At 65.8% G+C, this 19,703-nt stretch carries 14 protein-coding genes; 4 read left to right on the plus strand and 10 right to left on the minus strand.

The window, feature by feature from the left end:
- Positions 1–95: 95 nt before the first annotated feature.
- The 5 genes from FHT19_RS03655 to FHT19_RS03675 form a co-directional block, all read right to left on the minus strand.
- A complete protein-coding gene (locus FHT19_RS03655; protein WP_169473980.1) occupies positions 96–1,499 on the minus strand; it encodes an efflux transporter outer membrane subunit in 1,404 nt (467 codons plus the stop codon).
- Positions 1,496–4,633, minus strand: a complete 3,138-nt coding sequence (locus tag FHT19_RS03660) for an efflux RND transporter permease subunit (RefSeq protein WP_169473981.1) — start codon at positions 4,631–4,633, stop codon at positions 1,496–1,498. Before FHT19_RS03660 ends, FHT19_RS03655 begins: the two co-directional genes overlap by 4 nt.
- A 6-nt stretch (positions 4,634–4,639) precedes the next feature.
- On the minus strand, positions 4,640–5,803 hold the full coding sequence (locus tag FHT19_RS03665) for an efflux RND transporter periplasmic adaptor subunit (protein WP_169473982.1): 1,164 nt from the start codon (positions 5,801–5,803) through the stop codon (positions 4,640–4,642).
- A 382-nt stretch (positions 5,804–6,185) separates the two neighbouring features.
- On the minus strand, positions 6,186–6,863 hold the full coding sequence (locus tag FHT19_RS03670; RefSeq protein WP_169473983.1) for a murein L,D-transpeptidase catalytic domain-containing protein: 678 nt from the start codon (positions 6,861–6,863) through the stop codon (positions 6,186–6,188).
- A 160-nt stretch (positions 6,864–7,023) separates the two neighbouring features.
- Positions 7,024–7,617: a nitroreductase family protein gene (locus FHT19_RS03675; protein ID WP_168554417.1), complete on the minus strand. Its 594-nt coding sequence runs from the start codon at positions 7,615–7,617 to the stop codon at positions 7,024–7,026.
- Positions 7,618–7,735: 118 nt separating this feature from the next.
- Here FHT19_RS03675 and FHT19_RS03680 point away from each other — a divergent pair, with 118 nt between their 5' ends.
- The 3 genes from FHT19_RS03680 (at position 7,736) to FHT19_RS03690 (ending at position 13,782) form a co-directional block, all read left to right on the plus strand.
- The gene (locus FHT19_RS03680) at positions 7,736–8,683 is read left to right on the plus strand and encodes a LysR family transcriptional regulator (protein ID WP_169473984.1); all 948 of its coding nucleotides are present in this window, start codon (positions 7,736–7,738) and stop codon (positions 8,681–8,683) included.
- Positions 8,684–8,786: 103 nt separating this feature from the next.
- Positions 8,787–11,099, plus strand: coding sequence for a TonB-dependent receptor (locus FHT19_RS03685; protein WP_169473985.1), 2,313 nt, complete (start codon positions 8,787–8,789; stop codon positions 11,097–11,099).
- 262 nt (positions 11,100–11,361) lie between these two features.
- Positions 11,362–13,782, plus strand: coding sequence for a TonB-dependent receptor (locus FHT19_RS03690; protein ID WP_169473986.1), 2,421 nt, complete (start codon positions 11,362–11,364; stop codon positions 13,780–13,782).
- A gap of 196 nt (positions 13,783–13,978) precedes the next feature.
- Here FHT19_RS03690 and FHT19_RS03695 read toward each other — a convergent pair whose 3' ends face one another.
- The 5 genes from FHT19_RS03695 to FHT19_RS03715 form a co-directional block, all read right to left on the minus strand.
- Positions 13,979–15,151, minus strand: a complete 1,173-nt coding sequence (locus FHT19_RS03695; protein ID WP_169473987.1) for a glycosyltransferase — start codon at positions 15,149–15,151, stop codon at positions 13,979–13,981.
- Positions 15,148–15,666: a DUF2141 domain-containing protein gene (locus tag FHT19_RS03700; RefSeq protein ID WP_246865985.1), complete on the minus strand. Its 519-nt coding sequence runs from the start codon at positions 15,664–15,666 to the stop codon at positions 15,148–15,150. Before FHT19_RS03700 ends, FHT19_RS03695 begins: the two co-directional genes overlap by 4 nt.
- A gap of 44 nt (positions 15,667–15,710) precedes the next feature.
- On the minus strand, positions 15,711–16,610 hold the full coding sequence (locus tag FHT19_RS03705) for a hypothetical protein (protein WP_168554422.1): 900 nt from the start codon (positions 16,608–16,610) through the stop codon (positions 15,711–15,713).
- Positions 16,611–16,721: 111 nt separating this feature from the next.
- Complete coding sequence (locus tag FHT19_RS03710) at positions 16,722–17,834, minus strand: glycosyltransferase (RefSeq protein ID WP_169473988.1); 1,113 nt, start codon at positions 17,832–17,834, stop codon at positions 16,722–16,724.
- A 20-nt stretch (positions 17,835–17,854) separates the two neighbouring features.
- Positions 17,855–18,634 carry a polysaccharide deacetylase family protein gene (locus FHT19_RS03715; protein ID WP_169473989.1) on the minus strand — a complete coding sequence of 260 codons (780 nt, stop codon included), beginning with the start codon at positions 18,632–18,634 and terminating at the stop codon, positions 17,855–17,857.
- Positions 18,635–18,985: 351 nt separating this feature from the next.
- On the opposite strand from FHT19_RS03715, the gene FHT19_RS03720 reads away from it, so the two are divergent.
- Positions 18,986–19,678: an alpha/beta hydrolase gene (locus tag FHT19_RS03720; protein ID WP_169473990.1), complete on the plus strand. Its 693-nt coding sequence runs from the start codon at positions 18,986–18,988 to the stop codon at positions 19,676–19,678.
- The last annotated feature ends 25 nt before the right edge of the window (positions 19,679–19,703 follow it).

Raw genomic sequence — 19,703 nt, forward strand, 5'->3', positions numbered from 1 at the left:
GTGTTCCCGTCCTGCCGCGCTGCGGCAAGGAACGATGCAGCCGGAACCCAACCGTTACGGAGCGATCCGCGCCGGTTTATGCCGCAACGCGGCCATCAGGGCGTGAGGCCACCGCCCAGCACTTCATAGAGCGTGACCATGTTGGTCGCGCGTGCCAGCCGCGCCGTGACCAGCGCCTGGCGGGCAGTATAGGCCGTGCGATCGGCGTCGAGCGGCTCCAGGAACGTGTCGATCCCGTTCTGATAGCGGGCCAATGTGATCTGCGCCGCCTTTTCCGCGTTGGCGGCATAGCTTTCCTGCGCGGCCACCTTGTCGTCGATCGTGCCGCGCCGGGCCAGGGCATCGGCCACTTCCCGGAACGCTGTCTGGATCGCCTTTTCATAAGACGCCACGGCCGCATCGCGGCTGGCCTTGGCATAGGCCAGGTTGCCCGCGTTCACCCCGCCATCGAACAGCGTCTGGGTGGCGCTGCCACTGGCGCTCCAGGCAAAGGTGCCGCCGCTGAACAGGCCCGACAGGCTGGTGCTGGCAAGGCCGAGCAGCCCGGTCAGCGAGATCGACGGGAAGAACGCGGCGCGGGCTGCGCCGATGCGCGCGTTGGCCTCCTTGAGCGTATGTTCGGCCTGCAGCACGTCGGGCCGGCGCAGCAGGACGTCGGATGAAAGCCCCACGGGCAGGCTGGCCAGGGTCTGCCGCCCTTCGCCCAGCGTCTTGGGCAACAAGGCTTCGGGCACGGGCGCGCCGGTCAGCAGTTCCAGGGCGTTGCGATCCTGCGCCACATAGGTGGTATAGTCTGCCACGTCGGCCCGCGCGGTGTCGAACGCGGTCTGGGCCTGGGCCACGGCCAGCTTGGTGCCAACGCCATTGGTTTCGAGTTGCTGCGTCAATTGCAGCGTCTTGGTGCGCGAAGCGAGCGTGGCCTGGGCCACGGCCAGCGCGTCGCGGTCGGCAGCCAGCGTGAGCCAGGCCGTCGCGGTTTCGGAAACCAAGGTGATCTGCGTGGCCTTGCGGCCTTCGTCGCTGGCCAGATAGGCTTCGAACGCCGCCCGGCTGGTGTTGCGCAGCTTGCCGAACAGATCGACTTCATAGGACGATACGCCGCCGCTGAGCTGATAGCTTTCGCTGGTCACGCCGTTGCTGCGCGAGCCGGAGGCGATCGGCCCGGCCGTGACCGTGGGCACCAGCGCGGCGCGGTCCACCTTGTAGGTCGCGCGGGCCTGGGCCACGGCAGCCACCGCGCTGCGCAAGTCGCGGTTGCTCGACAGCGCCAGGGCGATGGTGTCCTTCAACTGCTGGTCGGTGAAAAACGCCTGCCAGCCGATGGCATCCACGCCGCCCGCGCCGTCGGCCAGCGTGGGATAGCTGGTGCCCTGGGGCAGGCTGGGGGCCACCGGCAGGTCGGGACGGACGTACTTGGGCGCGAGGTTGCAGGCGCCCAGGGCCAGCATTGCGCCCCCGGCAAGCGCGGCGCGCGCGATCTTCACGTGTGGCGCGCTCATGCCTGCGCCTCCCCGTTGGGTTCGTGGTTGTCGGATGGCTCGCGGTGCCGGAACACGCGCTTCACCAGGACGAAGAACAGCGGCACCAGGAAGATGGCCAGCAACGTGGCCGACAGCATCCCGCCCAGAACGCCGGTGCCGATGGCGCGGCGGCCATTGGCACCCGCGCCGCTGGCCACCGCCAGCGGAATGACGCCGGCGATGAACGCCACCGAGGTCATGATGATCGGGCGGAACCGCAGCCGCGCCGCTTCCATCGCTGCGTCGGCCGGCTTGAGCCCGCGATGCAGTGCCGCCTCGGCAAATTCCACGATCAGGATCGCGTTCTTGGCCGAAAGCCCGATGGTGGTGAGCAGGGCCACCTGGAAATAGATGTCGTTGTTATAGCCACGCAGCGTGACCGCCAGCACCGCGCCGATCACGCCCAGCGGGATCACCAGCAGCACCGACACCGGCACCGACCAGCTTTCGTAAAGCGCGGCAAGGCACAGGAAGATGAAGAAGATCGATGCGCCATAGAGCAGCCCGGTCTGGCTGCTGGCGGCACGTTCCTGATACGACAGGCCCGCCCACGCCACGTTGTAGCCACCGTTCATCTTGCTCGCCAGGTCCATCATGGTCTGCATCGACTGGCCCGAGCTGACCCCGGCCGCGGGATTGCCGACCACTTCCTGCGCGGCAATGCCGTTGAAGCGCGGCAGCACGGGGGCGCCCACGGTCCAGTCGGTCTGCGCAAAAGCCGCGAACGGGGCCATCGCGCCGTTGGTGCCGCGCACATACCACTGGCCCAGGTCCTGCGGCTTGCTGCGATAGGGCGCGTCGCCCTGCACGAAGACCTTCTTCACGCGGCCACGATCGACGAAGTCGTTGACGTAGGTGCCGCCCCAGGCAGTGGACAGGGTGGAGTTCACGTCGGACGGCGCGATCTGGAAGGCCGTGATCGCTTCGTCGTTGAGCGAAACCTTGAGCTGCGGGGTGTCTTCCAGGCCCTGCAGGCGGGCCTGGGCGACGCGGCCGCTGCTGTTGGCATCGTCCACCAACTGCTTGCGGGCGTCGGTCAGCGCGGTGCGACCCTGGCCTTCGGCGTCCTGCAGGTACATGTCGAACCCGCCCGAATTGCCCAGACCGCGAATGGCCGGCGGCGAGAGCACGAAGATCTGCGCCTGGTTGCCCAGCTTCATCGCGAACAGCTTGTTGAGCCGCGCCGAAATGGAAGACGCGCTGGCATCGCTGCCCGGACGATCGGCCCAGTCCTTGAGCAGGACGAAGCCCATGCCCGTGTTCTGGCCCGAGCCGCCCTGGCCGCGCCCGGCAATGATGAACACGGCGCGGATATTGTTGCCTTCGGTCTTCTGGATCAGGTCTTGCGCCTGCGCTGCCACGGCCTGCGTCTGCTCCATGGTGGAGCCGACCGGCAGGGTATAGCTGAGCATGAGCTGGCCCTGGTCTTCGTCGGGCAGGAAGCTGGTGGGCAGGCGGGTATAGAGCAGCACCATCGCCGCGATGATCGCCACGAACGCCAGCATCCACACCAGCGGGCGCCCGAGAATGCCGGTCAGGCGGTTCTGATAGCCTTCCTGCAGCCGGTCGTAACGGCGGTTGAACCCGGCAAAGAACCGGCCCTTGGGCTTTTCGGCCTGCTTGAGCAGCGTGGCGCAGAGTGCCGGGGTCAGCACCAGCGCGACCAGCACCGACAGACCCATGGCCGAAACGATGGTGATCGAGAACTGGCGATAGATCGCCCCGGTGGAGCCGCCGAAGAACGCCATGGGAATGAACACGGCGGTCAGCACCAGGGTGATGCCGATCAGCGCCGAGGTGATTTCGCCCATCGACTTGACCGTGGCATCGAGCGGCGAAAGATGCTCCTCGTGCATCACGCGCTCGACGTTTTCCACCACCACGATGGCATCGTCCACCAAGAGGCCGATCGCCAGCACCAGGCCGAACATGGTCAGCGTGTTGATGGTATAGCCCAGCAGCGCCAGGATGCCGAACGTGCCGAGCAGCACCACCGGCACCGCGATCGCCGGGATCAGCGTGGCGCGCCAGTTCTGCAGGAACAGGAACATCACCACCACGACCAGCGCGATCGCCTCGAACAGGGCCTTGACCACCTCTTCGATGGAGATCTTCACGAAGGTGCTGGAATCGCGCGGATAGGCGATCTGATAGCCTTCGGGCATGTCCTTGGCGAGTTCGTCCACCTTGGCCTTGACGGCCGTGGCGGTCTTCATCGCGTTGGCGCCCGAGGCAAGGCTTACCGCGATCCCCGTGGCGGCATTGCCGTTGAGCGTGTTGATCGAAGAATAGCTTTCCTGGCCCATTTCCACGCGGGCCACGTCCGACAGGCGCACTTCGCCGCCGTCGGCATTGGTCTTGAGGATGACCTTCTTGAAATCGTCCACCGTCTGCAGGCGCGATCGCGCCGTCACCGTGGCATCCAGCCGCTGGCCTTGCGGCGCGGGCAGGGCGCCCACTTCGCCGGCCGCCACCTGGGTGTTCTGCGCGGTGATCGCGCTCGTCACGTCCGACGGCATCAGGTTGACCGCGGCAAGCTTGGCGGGATCGAGCCAGATGCGCATGGCATAGGACGAACCGAACACGTCGGCCGAGCCCACGCCTTCCACGCGCGAGAGCGGGTCCTGGATATGCGTGGTCAGGTAGTCGGCAATGTCGGCGTTGGTGCTGCGCCCGGTGGTGTCGTACAGCGCCATGACCAGCAGCTGGTCGTTCTGCGCCTTGGTCACCGTCACGCCTTGCTGCTGCACCACGGTGGGCAGGCGGCTGGTGGCGCGCGAGATGGCATTCTGCACCTGCACCTGCGCCGTATCGGGATTGGTACCCTTTTCGAACGTTGCCGTGATGCTGGCCGAACCATTGGAACTGGTCGACGTGAAATAGAGCATGCCGTCGATGCCCTTGAGCTGCTGCTCAAGCACCTGGGTCACGCTGTTTTCCACCGCCGAGGCATCGGCGCCGTTATACGTGGCGCTGATCGAGACGGTGGGCGGGGCGATGTCGGGGTACTGCTCCACCCCCATGGTGGTGATGGAAAAGGCGCCCGTAGCCATCACGACGATCGCGATGACCCAGGCAAAGATCGGGCGGTTGGCAAAGAAGCGCGACAGCATGGGGCGTTACTTCGCCCCCCCGGCATCGGCGGTGTTGGCGGCTGCGGCCGGCGCGCTGCCGGCCGGGCTTGCCTTCACCTTGGCGCCGGGCTTGGCCTTGATCAGCCCTTCGGTGATCACCTTGTCACCGGCCTTGAGGCCGCTGGTCACCAGCCAGTTGGTGCCCACCGGGGTTTCGGCGGTCACGTCGCGGGTTTCCGCTTCGCCCTTGGCATTGACCACCAGCACCGTGGCCGTGCCGCGCGGGGTGCGGCTCACGGCGGCCTGGGGGACCAGGATGCCATTGGGCACGATGCCTTGCACCAGCTGCGCTTTCACGAACAGGCCGGGCAGCAGGTCGCCCTTGGGATTGGGCACGGTCATGCGCAGGATCACCGTGCCGGTTTCGCTGTTCACATCCACGTCGGCAAAGTTGAGGCGGCCTTCGACCGGCCATTCCGTGCCATCGGCCAGGATCACCTTGACCGGGGCCGAGCCATCGGCCGACAGCTTGCCCGATTGCAGTGCGCGGCGCAGCGCCATGTAATCATTGCTCGATTGCTGGATGTTCACCCACATCGGGTCCAGCTTCTGGATCTTGGCCAGGGCATCGGTCTGGCTGGACGTGACGAGCGCGCCCTTGGTCACGCTCGAAACGCCGATGCGCCCGCTGATCGGGGCAAGGATGCGGGTGAAGCCCAGGCTGACCCTGGCCGCCTGCAGCGCGCCTTCATAAGCCATGACCTGGCCGCGCGCCTGATTGTAACTGGCAAGGGCATCGGCCGCATCCTGGCGGGAAATGCCGCCCTGGTCGGCCAGCACTTTATAGCGTTCGGCCTTGAGCCGCAGCGATTCCACCGTGGCGCGCGTCGCCGCCAGGTTGCCCGCTGCCTGGTTGGCCGTGGCGGCATAGCTGCGCGCGTCGATCTGGTAGAGTGGCTGGCCGGCGCGCACCATGCTGCCTTCGGTAAACAGGCGATCCATGATGATGCCGGTTACCTGCGGGCGCACTTCGGCGATCTGGCTCGCCACGGTGCGGCCGGAAAGCTCGGTGCTCACCGGAACCGCCGTGGGCGTTGCCACGATATAGCCGACGACCGCGTCCTGCGGGGGTGGGCCGTCCTGCTTGCTGCCACAGCCCCCCAGCGAAAGCGCGGCGAGCGAGAGTGTGGCCAGTGCCAGGGGCGCCATGGCCCTGGCCCGGTAAAGCTGGGAGAACCGGAAGGAGGAGGCAACCGGATGACTGTGCAACATTCTTTCACCGACTTGTGTGATTCGAAGGCGGCCTAGCACAGCTTGCTGTTTGGCGCGGCGCGAAAGCCTGTTTGCACAAGCCCTGCGACACTTTGAGACAAGTACCGGCAACCCACGGGAGATAGTCCCGTCGGGATCACAGATCGGCAGGGAAGGCAAGCATTAACGCGCGCAAAAACCCTTTCGGGCCGTTGCGGGAACCACCGGCGTGGCGGGGCGTTTCAAGGGGTTGGCCGGGCCGGTGGCTTGATGCCAGGGCCGTGGCGGGCGGTGCGGCGGCAAGGCAGCGTCACGGCTGCCCCGGCGCGCCGCACTGGCGTTACCGCGCGGCGTAAAGCAGGCGGCCTGGCCCCAGCAGGCCGAGCACATGATCGATATCGCTGCTTGAAACGGCAAAGCAACCCTGGCTGCGGCCGACCCGGCCCTGCATGCTGGCAATGTCGGGGCCGACATAGCTGGCCGCGTGGATCACGATGCCGCGCACTTGGGCCAGGTTGTTTTCCGGGTCCAGCCCGATCAGCCGGCGCGAGCGACCATGGCGGCCGTAATAGGTGTCGCCGGTCAGGAAGCTGCCGCTGCACGACGCTTCCGAGCCGTAATCGTTGGACAGGCGCTCGACCCAGCCCTTGTTGGACGGGTCCGATCCCTTGCCATGGGCGACCAGATGCGACGAGAGCACGCGGCCGCTGGCCACATCCACCAGCTGCATCCGCGCCTCGCGCGAGGGGGCGGAAAAATCGACGATGCCGATCACGTCGCGGGCAGCCACATGGTTGCCATGATCGCGCAGCGCGCCAAGAGCACGGGTCAGCAAGGTCGGGCTGTCGGCCACGGAGGAGGGCGGAGGAAGCGTGGCTGCGCCAGGACCGAGGCCCGGTGCCCAGGCACCGTTCGAACCCTGGACGGGCGCAATCGCTTCTGCCGCCGCGCGCGGAAACAGCGCCGAGGCCGCCGATCCGGCAATCGCGCCAAGGAACTGGCGCCTGCCAAATGTCATGATTGCGAGACCCCGAAACAAGTAATGCGTTATGCTATGGGTCTCAAACTGGCGTTGGTTCCCGCTGCTGCCAAGGGCCGCTGGCGGGGCAATGCGACGAGATGTGCATCACACGCCACTGGCCGTTGTGCAGCGCGGGAACCGAATTCCATCTATCGTATCAGGCGGGCAGATCGCCGAAAGTGCCTGCCACGGCCACTTCGGCCACCGGCTTGCGGCCGCTCGGGGCTTCGCGTTCCTTGAGGAAGTCGGGCAGCTTTTCCGGGCTGTCCTGGCGACCGATGACCACGGCCGCTTCCACGCGCCAGCCTTCGGGCACGCCCAGCACGTCGCGCGCCTTGGCAAAATCAACGCCGGTCATGCCATGGGTGTGATAGCCCAGGGCAGTGGCCTGCAGGGCCAGCAGCGCCCAGGCAGCGCCGGCGTCAAAGCTGTGGCTGTGGTTGGGATTGGCAGTGCCATCGTCCTTGCGCATCGATTCGTCCGACACGATGAACACCAGCGCGCCGGCATCCTTGGCCCAGCCCTGGTTGAACGGAATGAGGATGTCGAGGAACGCGGCCCAGTTGGCGTCGCCCGGCACGGCATAGAGGAAGCGCCACGGCTGATAGTTGAACGCCGAAGGGGCCAGGCCCGCTGCTTCGAAAATAACGGCCAGGTCCTGGGCCGGCACGGCCGTGCCGTCAAAAGCGCGTGGCGACCAGCGGTCGACGATCAGGGGCAACACGCGGGGATCGGCAGTACGGGTGGTCATGGGATCGAATCCTCGTTTGGGAATCACGTCGGCGCGCGGTCTGAAGGCTTTTGCGCATTTCGAAAATCCCTATAGTTCGGATAAGAATGTTCAAGTCTGTTGAACGGAGTGGCATGGCATGGATGTGGGGCAGCCCAGCATCGACCAGATTCGCATTTTCCTCGCGGTGGTTGACGAAGGCACATTCAACGGGGCAGCCCGAAGGTTGGGGCGGGCGATTTCGGTGGTCAGCTATGGCATTGCCAACCTCGAAGCGCAGCTGGGCGTGGCGCTGTTCGACCGCGAAGGCTCGCGCAAGCCGCAGTTGACCGAGGCCGGGCGCGCGGTTCTGGCAAGTGCCCGCGCTGTGGCCGACGATGTCGACGCGCTGATGGCCCGCGTGCGGGGGCACAACCAGGGTCTCGAGGCGGAATTGACCGTGGTGGTGGACGTGATGTTCCCGACCCAGAGCCTGGCCCGCCTGCTCGAGGATTTCCTGCTCGCCTTTCCCACCGTGGACTTGCGCCTGCATGTCGAGGCGCTGGGCGCGGTGGCGGCCCAGTTGCTGGATGGGCAGGCCGAACTGGCGATCACCGGCGCGGTGCTGGTGGACCATCCCGCGCTCGATCGCATGGCGATTGGCGCTGTAGAACTGGTGCCGGTGGCCGCGCCCGGCCATCCGCTGGCGGGCATGGCGCAAGTCACGCCGGGGCTCGGCCGGCAATACCTGCAACTCGTGCTGACCGATCGCTCTTCGCTCACCCAGGGGCGTGACTTCTCGGTCTTGGCCGCGCGCACGTGGCGGCTGGGCGATCTGGGGGCCAAGCATGCCTTGCTGCGCCAGGGCATCGGCTGGGGCAACATGCCGCGCCATGTCGTGGCCGATGACCTGGCGAGCGGGCGGCTGGTGCACCTCGCCATGGCGGAATCGCCCACCATCACTTATCCCATCCATGCCCAGTGGCGGCGCGACAGCCCGGCCGGCCCGGCGCGCGCCTGGCTGCTCGACCGCCTGCTTTCGGGCGAATGCCGTTCCCATGCTGCGGCGTTCCATGACCGATCGATGACGCTGAAATCCCGGGATTGAAGCCAAACTGTCATCGAAACGGCATCAATCTGAAACGGCAGGGGGCTAGGCGCCGCGACGCACGTCTCCCGATTGCACGGGAGCATAGCCATGAGGGATTTCCATGCGTCGCGTTTCTGCCCTGCTTGCCGGCTGCGCCGTGCTCCTTGCCCATCCCGCCCTGGCCGCCGCGCCGGCTGATGCGGCCGCTGCACCCGATGCCGCCGCTTCCGACGTGGCTGGCGAAAGCGGCCCGGCCATCATCGTCCTCGGCACCGGCCAGACCCGCCAGACCCAGGAAATCAAGACGGCCGACCTGGCCGTCCTGGCTTCGGGCACCAGCCCCCTGAAGGCGATCGAAAAGCTGCCCAGCGTCAATTTCCAGTCGGCCGACGCGTTCGGCAACTATGAATGGTCCACGCGCGTGACCATTCGTGGCTTCAACCAGAACCAGCTCGGCTTCACGCTCGATGGCATTCCGCTGGGCAACATGAGCTATGGCAACAACAACGGCCTGCATGTCAGCCGCGCGATCAGCCCCGAAAACATCGGCGTCACGGCGGTCAGCCAGGGTTCGGGCGCGATCGATACCCAGTCCACCAGCAACCTGGGCGGCACGCTGGAATTCAAGTCGATCGACCCGGCCGAACTGCTGCGCGATCACCATGTCGCGCTTGATGCCAGCGGTTCCTATGGCTCGGCGCAGACCTGGCGCGGCTTTGGCCGCGTGGCCGTCGGCACGCCCGATGGCGTGCGCGGCTTTGCCTCGCTGCAATACCAGGATGGCAACAAGTGGAAGGGCGATGGCCAGCAGCGCACGCTGATGACCAACGTCAAGTTCATTGCGCCGGCAGGCAGCGTCAACCTGGAAGGCTGGTACAGCTATTCCGACCGCGTCGAGCAGGACTACCAGGACATGTCGCTCGAAATGATCGGGCGCCTTGGGTATGACTGGGACAACTTCGGTCCGCACCAGTATGCCCTGGCCGTCAAGGTTGCCGATGTCGGCGCCAACACCGGCTACACCGGCGTGACGCCGACCAATCCCTCGGCCGGCACGACCTACCCGGGCAAGATCACCTCGGCCGACGATGCCTATTACGATGCCGCCGGCCTGCGCCGCGACTGGGTCTATGCGTTCGGCGCCAGCGGCCCGCTCAACGACAAGATCACCTTCAACATCAAGACCTACTACCACCACAACCGTGGCCAGGGCCTGTGGGGCACGCCTTATGTCGCCAGCCCCAGCGGCGTGCCGATGTCGGTGCGCACCACCGAATACGACATCAAGCGCGAAGGCGTGTTCGGCGATGTGTCGGCCGATCTGGGCAAGAACAAGATCACCGTGGGCGGCTGGGTCGAAAACAACGATTTCCAGCAGGCGCGGCGGTTCTATGGCCTGACCAGCCGCACGGTCGCGGGGATCGATTTCCACCACTTCCTGACCAACCCGTTCTACACGCAGTGGGCGATGGCCTATAACACCAAGACGTATCAGTATTACGTCATGGACGATGTCGATCTCGGCGCGCTCAAGCTCAACCTGGGCTGGAAGGGCTTCGACGTGGAAAACAAGGCGTCCAAGCTCGCTGCGCAGAGCACGCTGGCGACCGGCAGCCTCAAGGCGCGCGACTGGTTCCAGCCGCATGCCGGCCTCACCTACAAGCTGGGCGGCGGCGCCGAACTCTTCGCCGGCTTTACCCAGGTGACCCGCGCGTTCACGGCGGATGCCACCTCCAGCCCGTTCTCCACCACGCAGGCGGCGTTCGGAGCGATCAAGGCCAATCTCAAGCCCGAGGAATCCGATACCTACGAAGGCGGCCTGCGCATCAACCAGGGTCCGTTCAACGCCGTGCTCGGTGGCTACCTTGTCAATTTCCGCAACCGCCTGCTCACCATTCCCACCTCGCTCGGCATCGTCGGCGCGGCCAACGTGGTGCAGAACGTGGGCAACGTGCGTTCCTATGGCCTGGAAGCGGTGGCGAACTACAAGCTGCCCTACGGCTTCGCGCTGTTCGCGTCCTACAGCTACAACAACTCCACCTACCGCGACAACGTGGTGACCACCTCGGGCACCAAGCTGACCGCCGGCAAGACCGTGGTGGACACGCCCAAGCACCTGGCGCGTGGCGAAATCTCGTATGACAGCAGCACCTTCTTCGGGCGCGTGGCGGTCAACTACATGTCCAAGCGCTATTTCACCTACCTCAATGACCAGTCGGTGCCCGGCCGGGCCTTGGTCGATGGCACCATCGGCTACCGCCTCGACGTGGGCCAGCGCACGCCGCTGGAACTGCAGGTCAATGGCACCAACCTGCTCAACAAGCGCTATGTCGCCACGATCGGTTCGAACGGCTTCGGCTTCTCGGGCGATGCCCAGACCCTGCTGGCCGGTGCGCCGCGCCAGGTCTTCGTGACGCTCAAGGCCGGCTTCTGATCCACCCGCCTCGGGCCGCCCCGGCGGCGCGATTCGGCCTCTTGTGCCCCGCTTCGTATGGCGAAGCGGGGCGCTTTTTTTATGAGCAACGCTTTGTGGCAAAGCGCACGAAAGCGCGGAAATCCGCCAAAAATGCCGCGATCAATGTCAGGTTTCGGTCAAATGTGACAATGGCTGACATATCTGCGTCACAAAAGTGCAGCCATGCCGACCTAGGGGGAGGCGCGAAGGGGCTGTCAGCCTCACCAGTGAGGGAAATCCGATGTTGAAGAACACTGTTCGTGCCGGCCTGCTGGCCGGGGCGGGCGCGCTTGCGCTGAACGCCATGCCGGCTTTCGCGGCCGAAAATGCTCCGGCTGCCGATGCTGCTGCAGAAGCGCCAGCCAGCGATGCTTCGTCGGGCGAGAAGGGTCTGACCGAAATCGTCGTGACCGCGACCAAGCGTGAAACCAACCTTCAGAAGACCCCGATCTCGATCAACGTCGTCACTGCCGATACGATCAAGGATCGCCACATCCAGAGCCTGCTCGACCTCGCCGATGGCGCGGTGCCGAGCTTGCGCGTCGTGACGTTCGAAGCGCGCCAGACCGCGCTGACCATCGGCATTCGCGGCATCGTGCCGCTCGATGCCAACCAGCCGGCGCGCGAACAGGGCGTGGGCGTCTACATCGACGGCGTCTACATGGGCCGCCAGCACGGCCTCAACGCCGCGCTCTTCGACATGGAACGCGTCGAAGTGCTCAAGGGCCCGCAGGGCACGCTGTTCGGCCGCAACACCGAAGGCGGCGCGCTCAGCCTGGTGTCCAAGGCGCCCTCGGGCGAGTTCGGCGGCCGTGTTTCGGGCGGCTTCGGCAACTACGGCTCGTACAACGGTGAAATCCACCTCGACCTGCCCGAATACCACAACTTCTCGGTCAAGCTCGACGGCGTTGCCCAGTACCAGGGCGCCACGACCAAGAACCCGATGGCAGGCCAGACCGGCTGGAACTATTTCGATCGTCGCGGCGGCCGCATCGCCGTGCGTTGGAAGCCCAGCACCAGCATCACCAACGATTTCAGCTATGACAACGGTTGGGACAGCAACTCGCCGTTCTACAGCCAGCTGCTGAACTACAACCCCAACAACTGCGTCGCCGGCGCCGTTACCGCCGCCTGCAACACGCCCGGCACCAACTTCACCACGCTGTCGGGCACGGTCAAGACGCTGCCCAGCCAGGTCGTCGTCAACGGCACCACGCGCATGAAGTTGGCCGACATCGGCGTGCCGCAGCAGCCCAGCGTCGATCGCACCCACGGCTTCACCAACACGCTCAAGTGGAAGGTTTCGCCCGAACTCGAACTGCGCTCGATCACCGCATGGCGCGGCGTGACCAGCGAGCAGTGGGACAACTCGGGCGGTGCGCACCGCGTGCCGGTCTATTCGGCCAATGGCGTGTTCAGCCGCTATTCGCTGGCCAACCTGTGGCAGCACCAGTTCAGCCAGGAAGTCCAGGCTGTCGGCACCGTGGGCATCGTCGATTACGTGGCCGGCGTGTTCTATTTCAACGAACACGTTTCGGATAACGCCGCGACGCCGAACTCCAACATCTGGACCACGGACGCCAACGGCAACGTGACCGGCTACACGATCAACACCGCCGCGCTGCTCAATCCCTTCGCGTCGATCGACCGTGCCTCGGTGGCCAACTCCAAGAGCCTGGCCGGCTATGCCCAGGCCACGATCAACCCCACCGACGCGCTGCACCTGACCGTCGGCGGGCGTTACACCCACGACAAGAAGACCGGCACCCTGGTCACGTTCCGCAACGCCGCCAACGGCGCCACGCTGGACAAGACCTGGAACAAGTTCAACCCGATGGCGACGCTCGCCTATGACGTGAACAACGATCTGCACGTCTATGCCAAGTATGCCACCGGCTATCGCGCCGGCGGTGCCTCGTCGCGCTCGCCCACGTACCGTGGCTTCGATCCGGAAACGGTGACGTCCTACGAACTCGGCCTCAAGTCCGACTTCTGGGATCATCGCGCCCGGTTCAACATCGCCGGCTACATCATGGACCGCAAGAACAGCCAGGTGGACTTCAACGCCATCTATGTCTCGGGCAGCTCCAACGTGAACGTGCTGGAAACGGTCAACGTGCCCGGCATCACCAAGATCCGTGGCATCGAGGCCGACCTGACGGTCAAGCCGGTGGACGGCCTGACGCTGACCGCGTCGTATGCCTACACCTATACCAAGATGCCCACCGTGACGAACCCGTTCACCGGCATCACGCAGAACGTCTATATCGTCTACACCCCGCGCAATGCCGCCAGCGGTTCGGTTGATTACGAACTGCCGCTCGGCGTCAACGGCACGCGCCTGCGCGCCCACATCGATGGCAACTATTCGCAGGCCACGCAGACCTTCGACCAGTATGCCACCAAGAACGACTCCAGCCTGGTGTTCAACGGGCGTCTCTCGCTGGCCGACATCCCGGTTTCGGGCACCGGCCAGAAGTTGACCGTGGGCCTGTGGGGCCGCAACCTGTTCAACACCGCCTATGTCTATCGTCGCGATCCGTCGAACTCGATCCCGGGCTTCTCGACTTCGTCGACCGGCAGCATCAACAACGTGCTGGGTGACTACGGCAACTTCAACGCGCCGCGCACTTATGGCCTGGATGCCACGATCAACTTCTGATCGCACAAGCGCTTGATATGAAATGGGGCGGCGGGGAAACTCGCCGCCCTTTTTCTTTGCGGCTTGCGTCAGACTTCGCACCACCCCCCGACCCCCTACTCTGAAGAGGAGGGGGATTTAAGGCATTTATAGAAAAGCCCCCTCCTCTTCAGAGGAGGGGGTTGGGGGTAGTGGAAATCTGAAGCAACTTTGGCAGTCAAGCCGCCTGGCGCGCCCCGGCCAGCACCGCTTCATAGCTGGCGAAAAGCTCGCGGAAATGATCGTCCATCGTGCGCGGCGGGGGCAGGTCGGCGCGCGGGCCGTCCAGGCCGCTCTCGCGGGCCAGGCAGTATTGCGCCACCGCTTCGGTCGCGGCGGCAGCGTTGGCGGATTCATAGATCCACCCGCCCGAGGCGCGGGCCTGGTCGCTGGCGCCGCCCTGGTCGGGTGCGATCAGCGGCAGGCCGCTGGCGCGCGCTTCTGCCGCCACCATGCAGAACGTTTCGGCCTCGCAGCCATGCAGCAGCGCATCGGTGCTGGCCATCACGCGGGCCAGTTCGTGGCGCTTGGTGATCGGGGCGAGCACGCGGATATGCGGGTTGCCGCCGATGCGCCGCTCGATCGCCTTGCGTTCGCGCCCCTGGCCGGCCAGCACCAGCCCCACCGGACGGCGGCTGCCGGCGGCAGTCACCGCGTCGACCAGCATCGGCCAGCGCTTTTCCGGGGCAAAGCGCCCCACGCCCAGCAGCAACGTGGCATCCTCGGGCAACTCACACAGCTCCAGCATGCCCTTGCGCAGGGCAAGGTCGCGGAACGTGGGCGAAAACACGCCGGGATCCACGCCCATCGGGTTGGTCACCACATGGGCCAGGCCGCCGCCGGTCAACCGTTCCGACAGGCTGGCACTGGCGCTGACGATCATGTCATAGCGCTCGTCGAGCCGGCGCAAGTGTCGCCAATAGCGTTCGAACGCCTTGTCGATCGTGGGGCGCGTGGCCACGCCGTCGAACCAGCGATAGGCATAGGCCGACAGCGGATCGGCATGCATGATCAGCGCGCGCGGGGCATGCCCGGGCCATTCGGCAATCACGCTGGCGCTGCGCCAGGGCGAAGATGCCTCCACGAAATCGGGCGCTTCCTCGTCCAGCGCGGCATAGAGCGCGGGAATATCGGAGAACCAGCGGTAGTTGAAATCGAGCGGGAACAGCTGGCTTTTCAACCAGCGGATGCGCGCGTTCGGCCCGCGTTCCTCCACGTGGTCGTGCTGGCCAGGGGCAATGACGGTGACATCATGCCCCAGCGCGGCCCCGGCCTTGAGCTTGCGATCGACATAGGTGCGCACCCCGCCGCCCTTGGGGGCATAGAATGCGCAAACATCGACAAGCTTCATCGCGCGCCCTTGAGTGGCCCCACAGACATCAACCCGTTACGGTAATTCATCACGATCCGCAACGTGGTCGGGCCATTTCCGGCCGAAACGGTGGCGCTGGCGGCCTTGGGCTTGGACCAGCCCAGGCGTGGGTTGCCGGAAAAACCGATGCCGTCGCGCTGCCAGTTGAACTTGCGGTTGTTGTCGCGGTCATGCAGCACCGAGACGGTGTATTGGCCCGGGCCGGGCAGGCGCACGCACAGGCGTGGCGTCGGTTCCGCCGGCGTTGGCACTTCGACGCGGCGGAACGTCTTGCCCGCGCCCACCAGCACGTTGTCGTCGGCCAGGAAATCGGTGTCGTTGGCGGGATAGACTTCCAGCTTGAGCTTGCCGGTATGGTCTTTCAATCCCAGGATATCGACCATGAACGAGGGACCATGTTCGCCCGGGCGGCACTGCCCTTCGGCCTTGCCCAGGTCGGGCGTGGAGGGCGGCAGCGGGCCAGCCCCGCCCAGCAGCAGGGCGGCGGGAAGCAATGATGCACCTAGCAAGGCAGTTGGGGCCAGAACAGCCAGCTTGTTCACGCATTCTTCTCCTTCTGCACGAGATCCAGCAACATCAGGCCGATGAACAGGATCACGTGTGTGGCAACGATCAGCATCGATATCATCGCGATCATGACATCAGTCTGAACTCCCTTGCCCACGATCAGCGGCGTGATGCCGGCAAACGCGATATCCTTGTTGGGGATGAAGGGAAGGCGTGCCACCAGAAGGCGGATGGTGGAAAAGAGGATCCAGGTGCCGATCGAAACCTCGGGCAGGATCAGGTGCCATGACAGGGCGGTAAAGCCCATGCCGGCGGCGATACGCAGGCAGTGCACCACGAACACGAACCACAGGTCCGGCCCCGAGAGGCTGAAAATGCCCTTGCGCAGGAAGGTGATGACCAGCGACGTGGCGAGAGCAAAGCCGATGGCCGAGACGATCAGCCAGGTGTTCTGGCCGAAATCGACCCGCCCGCTGACATACCAGGTGATGCCCATCATGCCGATGGTGATGATGTTGCCGGCCAGCGCCGAAAGGATCGCCACGTCCTTGACCGCGCCGAAGGGCGAGCCTTCCATTTTCACATGGCGGCGCGCCCAGTCGTAGAAATAGACTTCACCGACATAGCCGAGCAGCAGTTCGTTGCCGACCAGCTTCTTCAGCAACGGCGCCAGCCCCGAAAAGGGAATGCCCCACAGCTTGCGGAAAATCACCCAGTCGGCCACCGGCCCGGCGAAATAGCTTGCGGCCAGCACCAGCCAGATCAGCGGCGAGCGCGGGATGATCGACACCACCATCAGCCAGTTGAGCTGGCGCAGCTGCCACAGCACGGCGCCCAGGATGGCCACCGACACGGCGGGGCCAAGATAGGCGCTCCATCTGCGCAGGCCGCTGGCTTGGGGAGCGGTCTCGGGAATCGCGGGTGTCGTCATTGTGTCTCGTTCAGGCCCGGGCGCGGCGTTACCGCGAACGAAGCCGCCGCGCCATCCGCTTTATGCAGGATGGCCCAAGCGGCGGGTTCGCCCGTGCCGGGCAGCGGGTGGTCAGCCATGGGCCAGTCGCTGCATTTCAACGACATAGCTTTGGGCGGCAATTTCTACGGTAAAACGGCGTGCCTGGGTACGCGCCGCGGCCGAATCGAAGGGCAGGGCAGCGATACCGTCCATCGCGGCGGCCAGCGCGGCCTCGTCGCGCACCGGCACCAGCAGGCCAAAGCGGCCATGACCCAGCAGGTCTGCCATGCTCACGCTGCAATCGGTGGAAACCACGGGCAGGCCGGCGGCCAGCGCTTCGGGCACCACGGCGGGCACGCCTTCATAATCGGATGACATGACCAGCGCATCGGCGGCCAGCAAAGCGTCGGAAACCGGATTCACGTGGCCGGGCATGTCCACCCGGTCGGCCACGTCCAGGCTGCGCGCCAGGGTTTGCAGCGTCTTGCGTGCGCCCCCTTCGCCCAGGATGGTGAGCCGGTCCGTTGGCCGCGCGATCCTGGCAAAGGCGCGCAGCAGCAGGGGGAAGTTCTTTTGCGCGGCCAGCCGACCGATCGCCAGGAAGCGGCGGCCCGCTGCGGCCGGGCGGGGCGGGCGCGGCAGGGTTTCGAGATGGGCGATCTGGGCTTCATCCAGCGCGGGATCGTCGATGATCGCCACGCGATCGGCTGGCACGCCCATCAGGTCCTGCAATTCGGCGCGCATCGGTTGCGCCATGCCCACCACGCGGTGGAGCATGCGGCCCTGGATGCGCAGCCACAGGCGATAGAACGGGCGTGCCGGGGCGGGCAGGTCGGCCCGCGTCAGGTCGTTGCTGATCTTGGCCAGGATCGGCGGGCAACGCTTGCCCAGCACCAGGCGCATGACCACGGCCACCACAGTATAGGAATTGCCGGCGCAAAACAGCACGTCGGGACGGTGGCGGCGGATCGCACCTGGCAGACGCAGCATCATCCACAGCGTTTCCCACGCCGCCGTGGGCACGCCGTGGCTGTCGAACACCTCGGCTTCAAGCCCGGGCCATTCGCCACGCATCGCGCCTTGGGTGCGCCCCAGCACCAGCCGCGCGTCGATCCCCTGCGCCAGCCACGCACGATGCAGGCGCAGCGCCACGCGCTCCACCCCGCCCGGCTCGAAGCTGTGCAGGAAGGTCAGAACGCGCAAGGGTCTTGGCGCGGTTGCAGTCAAAACAGGCTCGCCGGGCCGGTCAGGCTGGCATAGCGGGCGGGCGCGTGGCTCTTGGCAAAGCGCGCCAGCGTCTTGTCGATCGAGCGCAGCAGCGCGGGCACGGTGGTATCGCCGGGGTGCACCGCCACGCGCACCGTGCGGGTGGCGGGCAGGGCCTGCCGGGCCAATGCGGAAAACCACAGCGAGGAACGGATGCGGGCCTTGCTGCGGCTGGCCCAGGTGATCACCGGGCCCTTGGCCAGCACTTCGCCGGTCTGCGGCCGCCACACTTTCATGTGGTCTTCGGCCAGGGCAAAGCCCACTTCGCCCATCGCCTGGTGGGCGCCGGCGCCATAGAGCCAGGCCGGCGCGATAAAGCCGGTGACCGGGCGGCCCAGGATATCTTCGACCAGCGCCTTGCCCTCGCGCATGCGGGCCAGCGCCTGGTCATGCGGCAGGTTGAGGAACTCGCCTTCGCCCGCGGTCATGTGCTTGCCCTTGAAGCCGGCAAGACCCTGATCTGCGGGCGTTTCGTCCTTGTGGCACCAGCCGTGCAGGAACATCTCGATGCCCATGTCGGCCCATTGGCGTAGCCGCGCCTGGAACGCGGCGTTGCCAGCCAGCGGCGCGCCGCGCCAATGATCGGGGATCACCAGCATGGCAAAGCGGCCGGTACCCAGATGGCCGGAAAGCCGTTCGGCCAGCGCGTCCACTTCGCGCTCGAAACGCGGGCTCACGTCGTGGATCGAGGCCAGCAGCCGCTTGCGCGGGGCGTCTTGGTTGGCTGGTGCAGTCATGCCGGAAACGTCCGTGATCCCTTTAGAGTGCGATGACAAAAAGTGGGCACCGGTTTTTGTCCATAAATCGCATGACAACGAAGAACCCAAAGCCTGCTGGCGCTTCAACCCAACGCCCGCAAGCTTCAGGGCGCCAAGGCCCCCCTTGCGCCGGCCCCCGCCAGCTTGCACCGGTTCGGGCCTGTCGCAATTGGCGGCAAAATGCAACGGTGTTCCAGCGCCTTCCCACCGGGCGCAAACGGCTGTCGTTTCATCGCCGGCCTATTGTCTATCGCAAAGATTGAGTTATCTCTTGTTCATGTCGGGACGTAGACCGAGTCGACCGGCCGCTTCCTTGGTGGGAGAACTTGTATGGCCCATGAACATTCCTTCGCGCGCAATGCCGATCCGATCATCCTGACCGTGCCGGGGCTGGACAACTCCGGCCCGGATCACTGGCAAACCCTTTGGGAACAGACACTTCCTGATTGCCACCGGGTAGACCTGGGGCTGTGGAACGATCCGCACCGCAACACCTGGGTCAACAAGCTCGCGCTGGCGATTCAGCGCGCCCATGAAGGCACCGGTCGCCCGGTGGTCCTGGTGGCGCACAGCCTCGGTTGCCTTGCCGTGGCGTGGTGGGCGGAATACGAACGGCTCGCCAATGCCTCGCGCGCCCATGCGCCGGCCATGCCGGTGATCGGCGCGCTGCTGGTTGCCCCGCCCGACGTGGAAGACGGGGTCAAGGATCGCCGCCTCACCCGCTTTGCCCCGGTGCCCGATGCCGATCTGCCGTTCCCCGCCATCGTCGTGGCCAGCCGTGACGATCGCTATGCCGCGTTCGGCGCCACCCGGCGCCTGGCGCAGCGCTGGGGCGCGCGCTTTGCCGATGCGGGCGCGGCCGGCCACATCAATGCGCAATCGGGCCTGGGCGAATGGGCTTTCGGCCGCCTGCTGCTCAACCGCCTGCTGCCACGGCCGCTGTCGCTTGATGATGGCCAGGCCAACTATATCCCGGCGCCGCGCCGCTATATCGATCCGGCCTTGCGGCGGCTGGGGGCTTGAGGCTGCGGTTAAGGTGCTGTTCTTC

The sequence above is a fragment of the Novosphingobium sp. SG919 genome, assembly GCF_012932495.1.
GTDB classification, from domain to species: domain Bacteria; phylum Pseudomonadota; class Alphaproteobacteria; order Sphingomonadales; family Sphingomonadaceae; genus Novosphingobium; species Novosphingobium rhizosphaerae.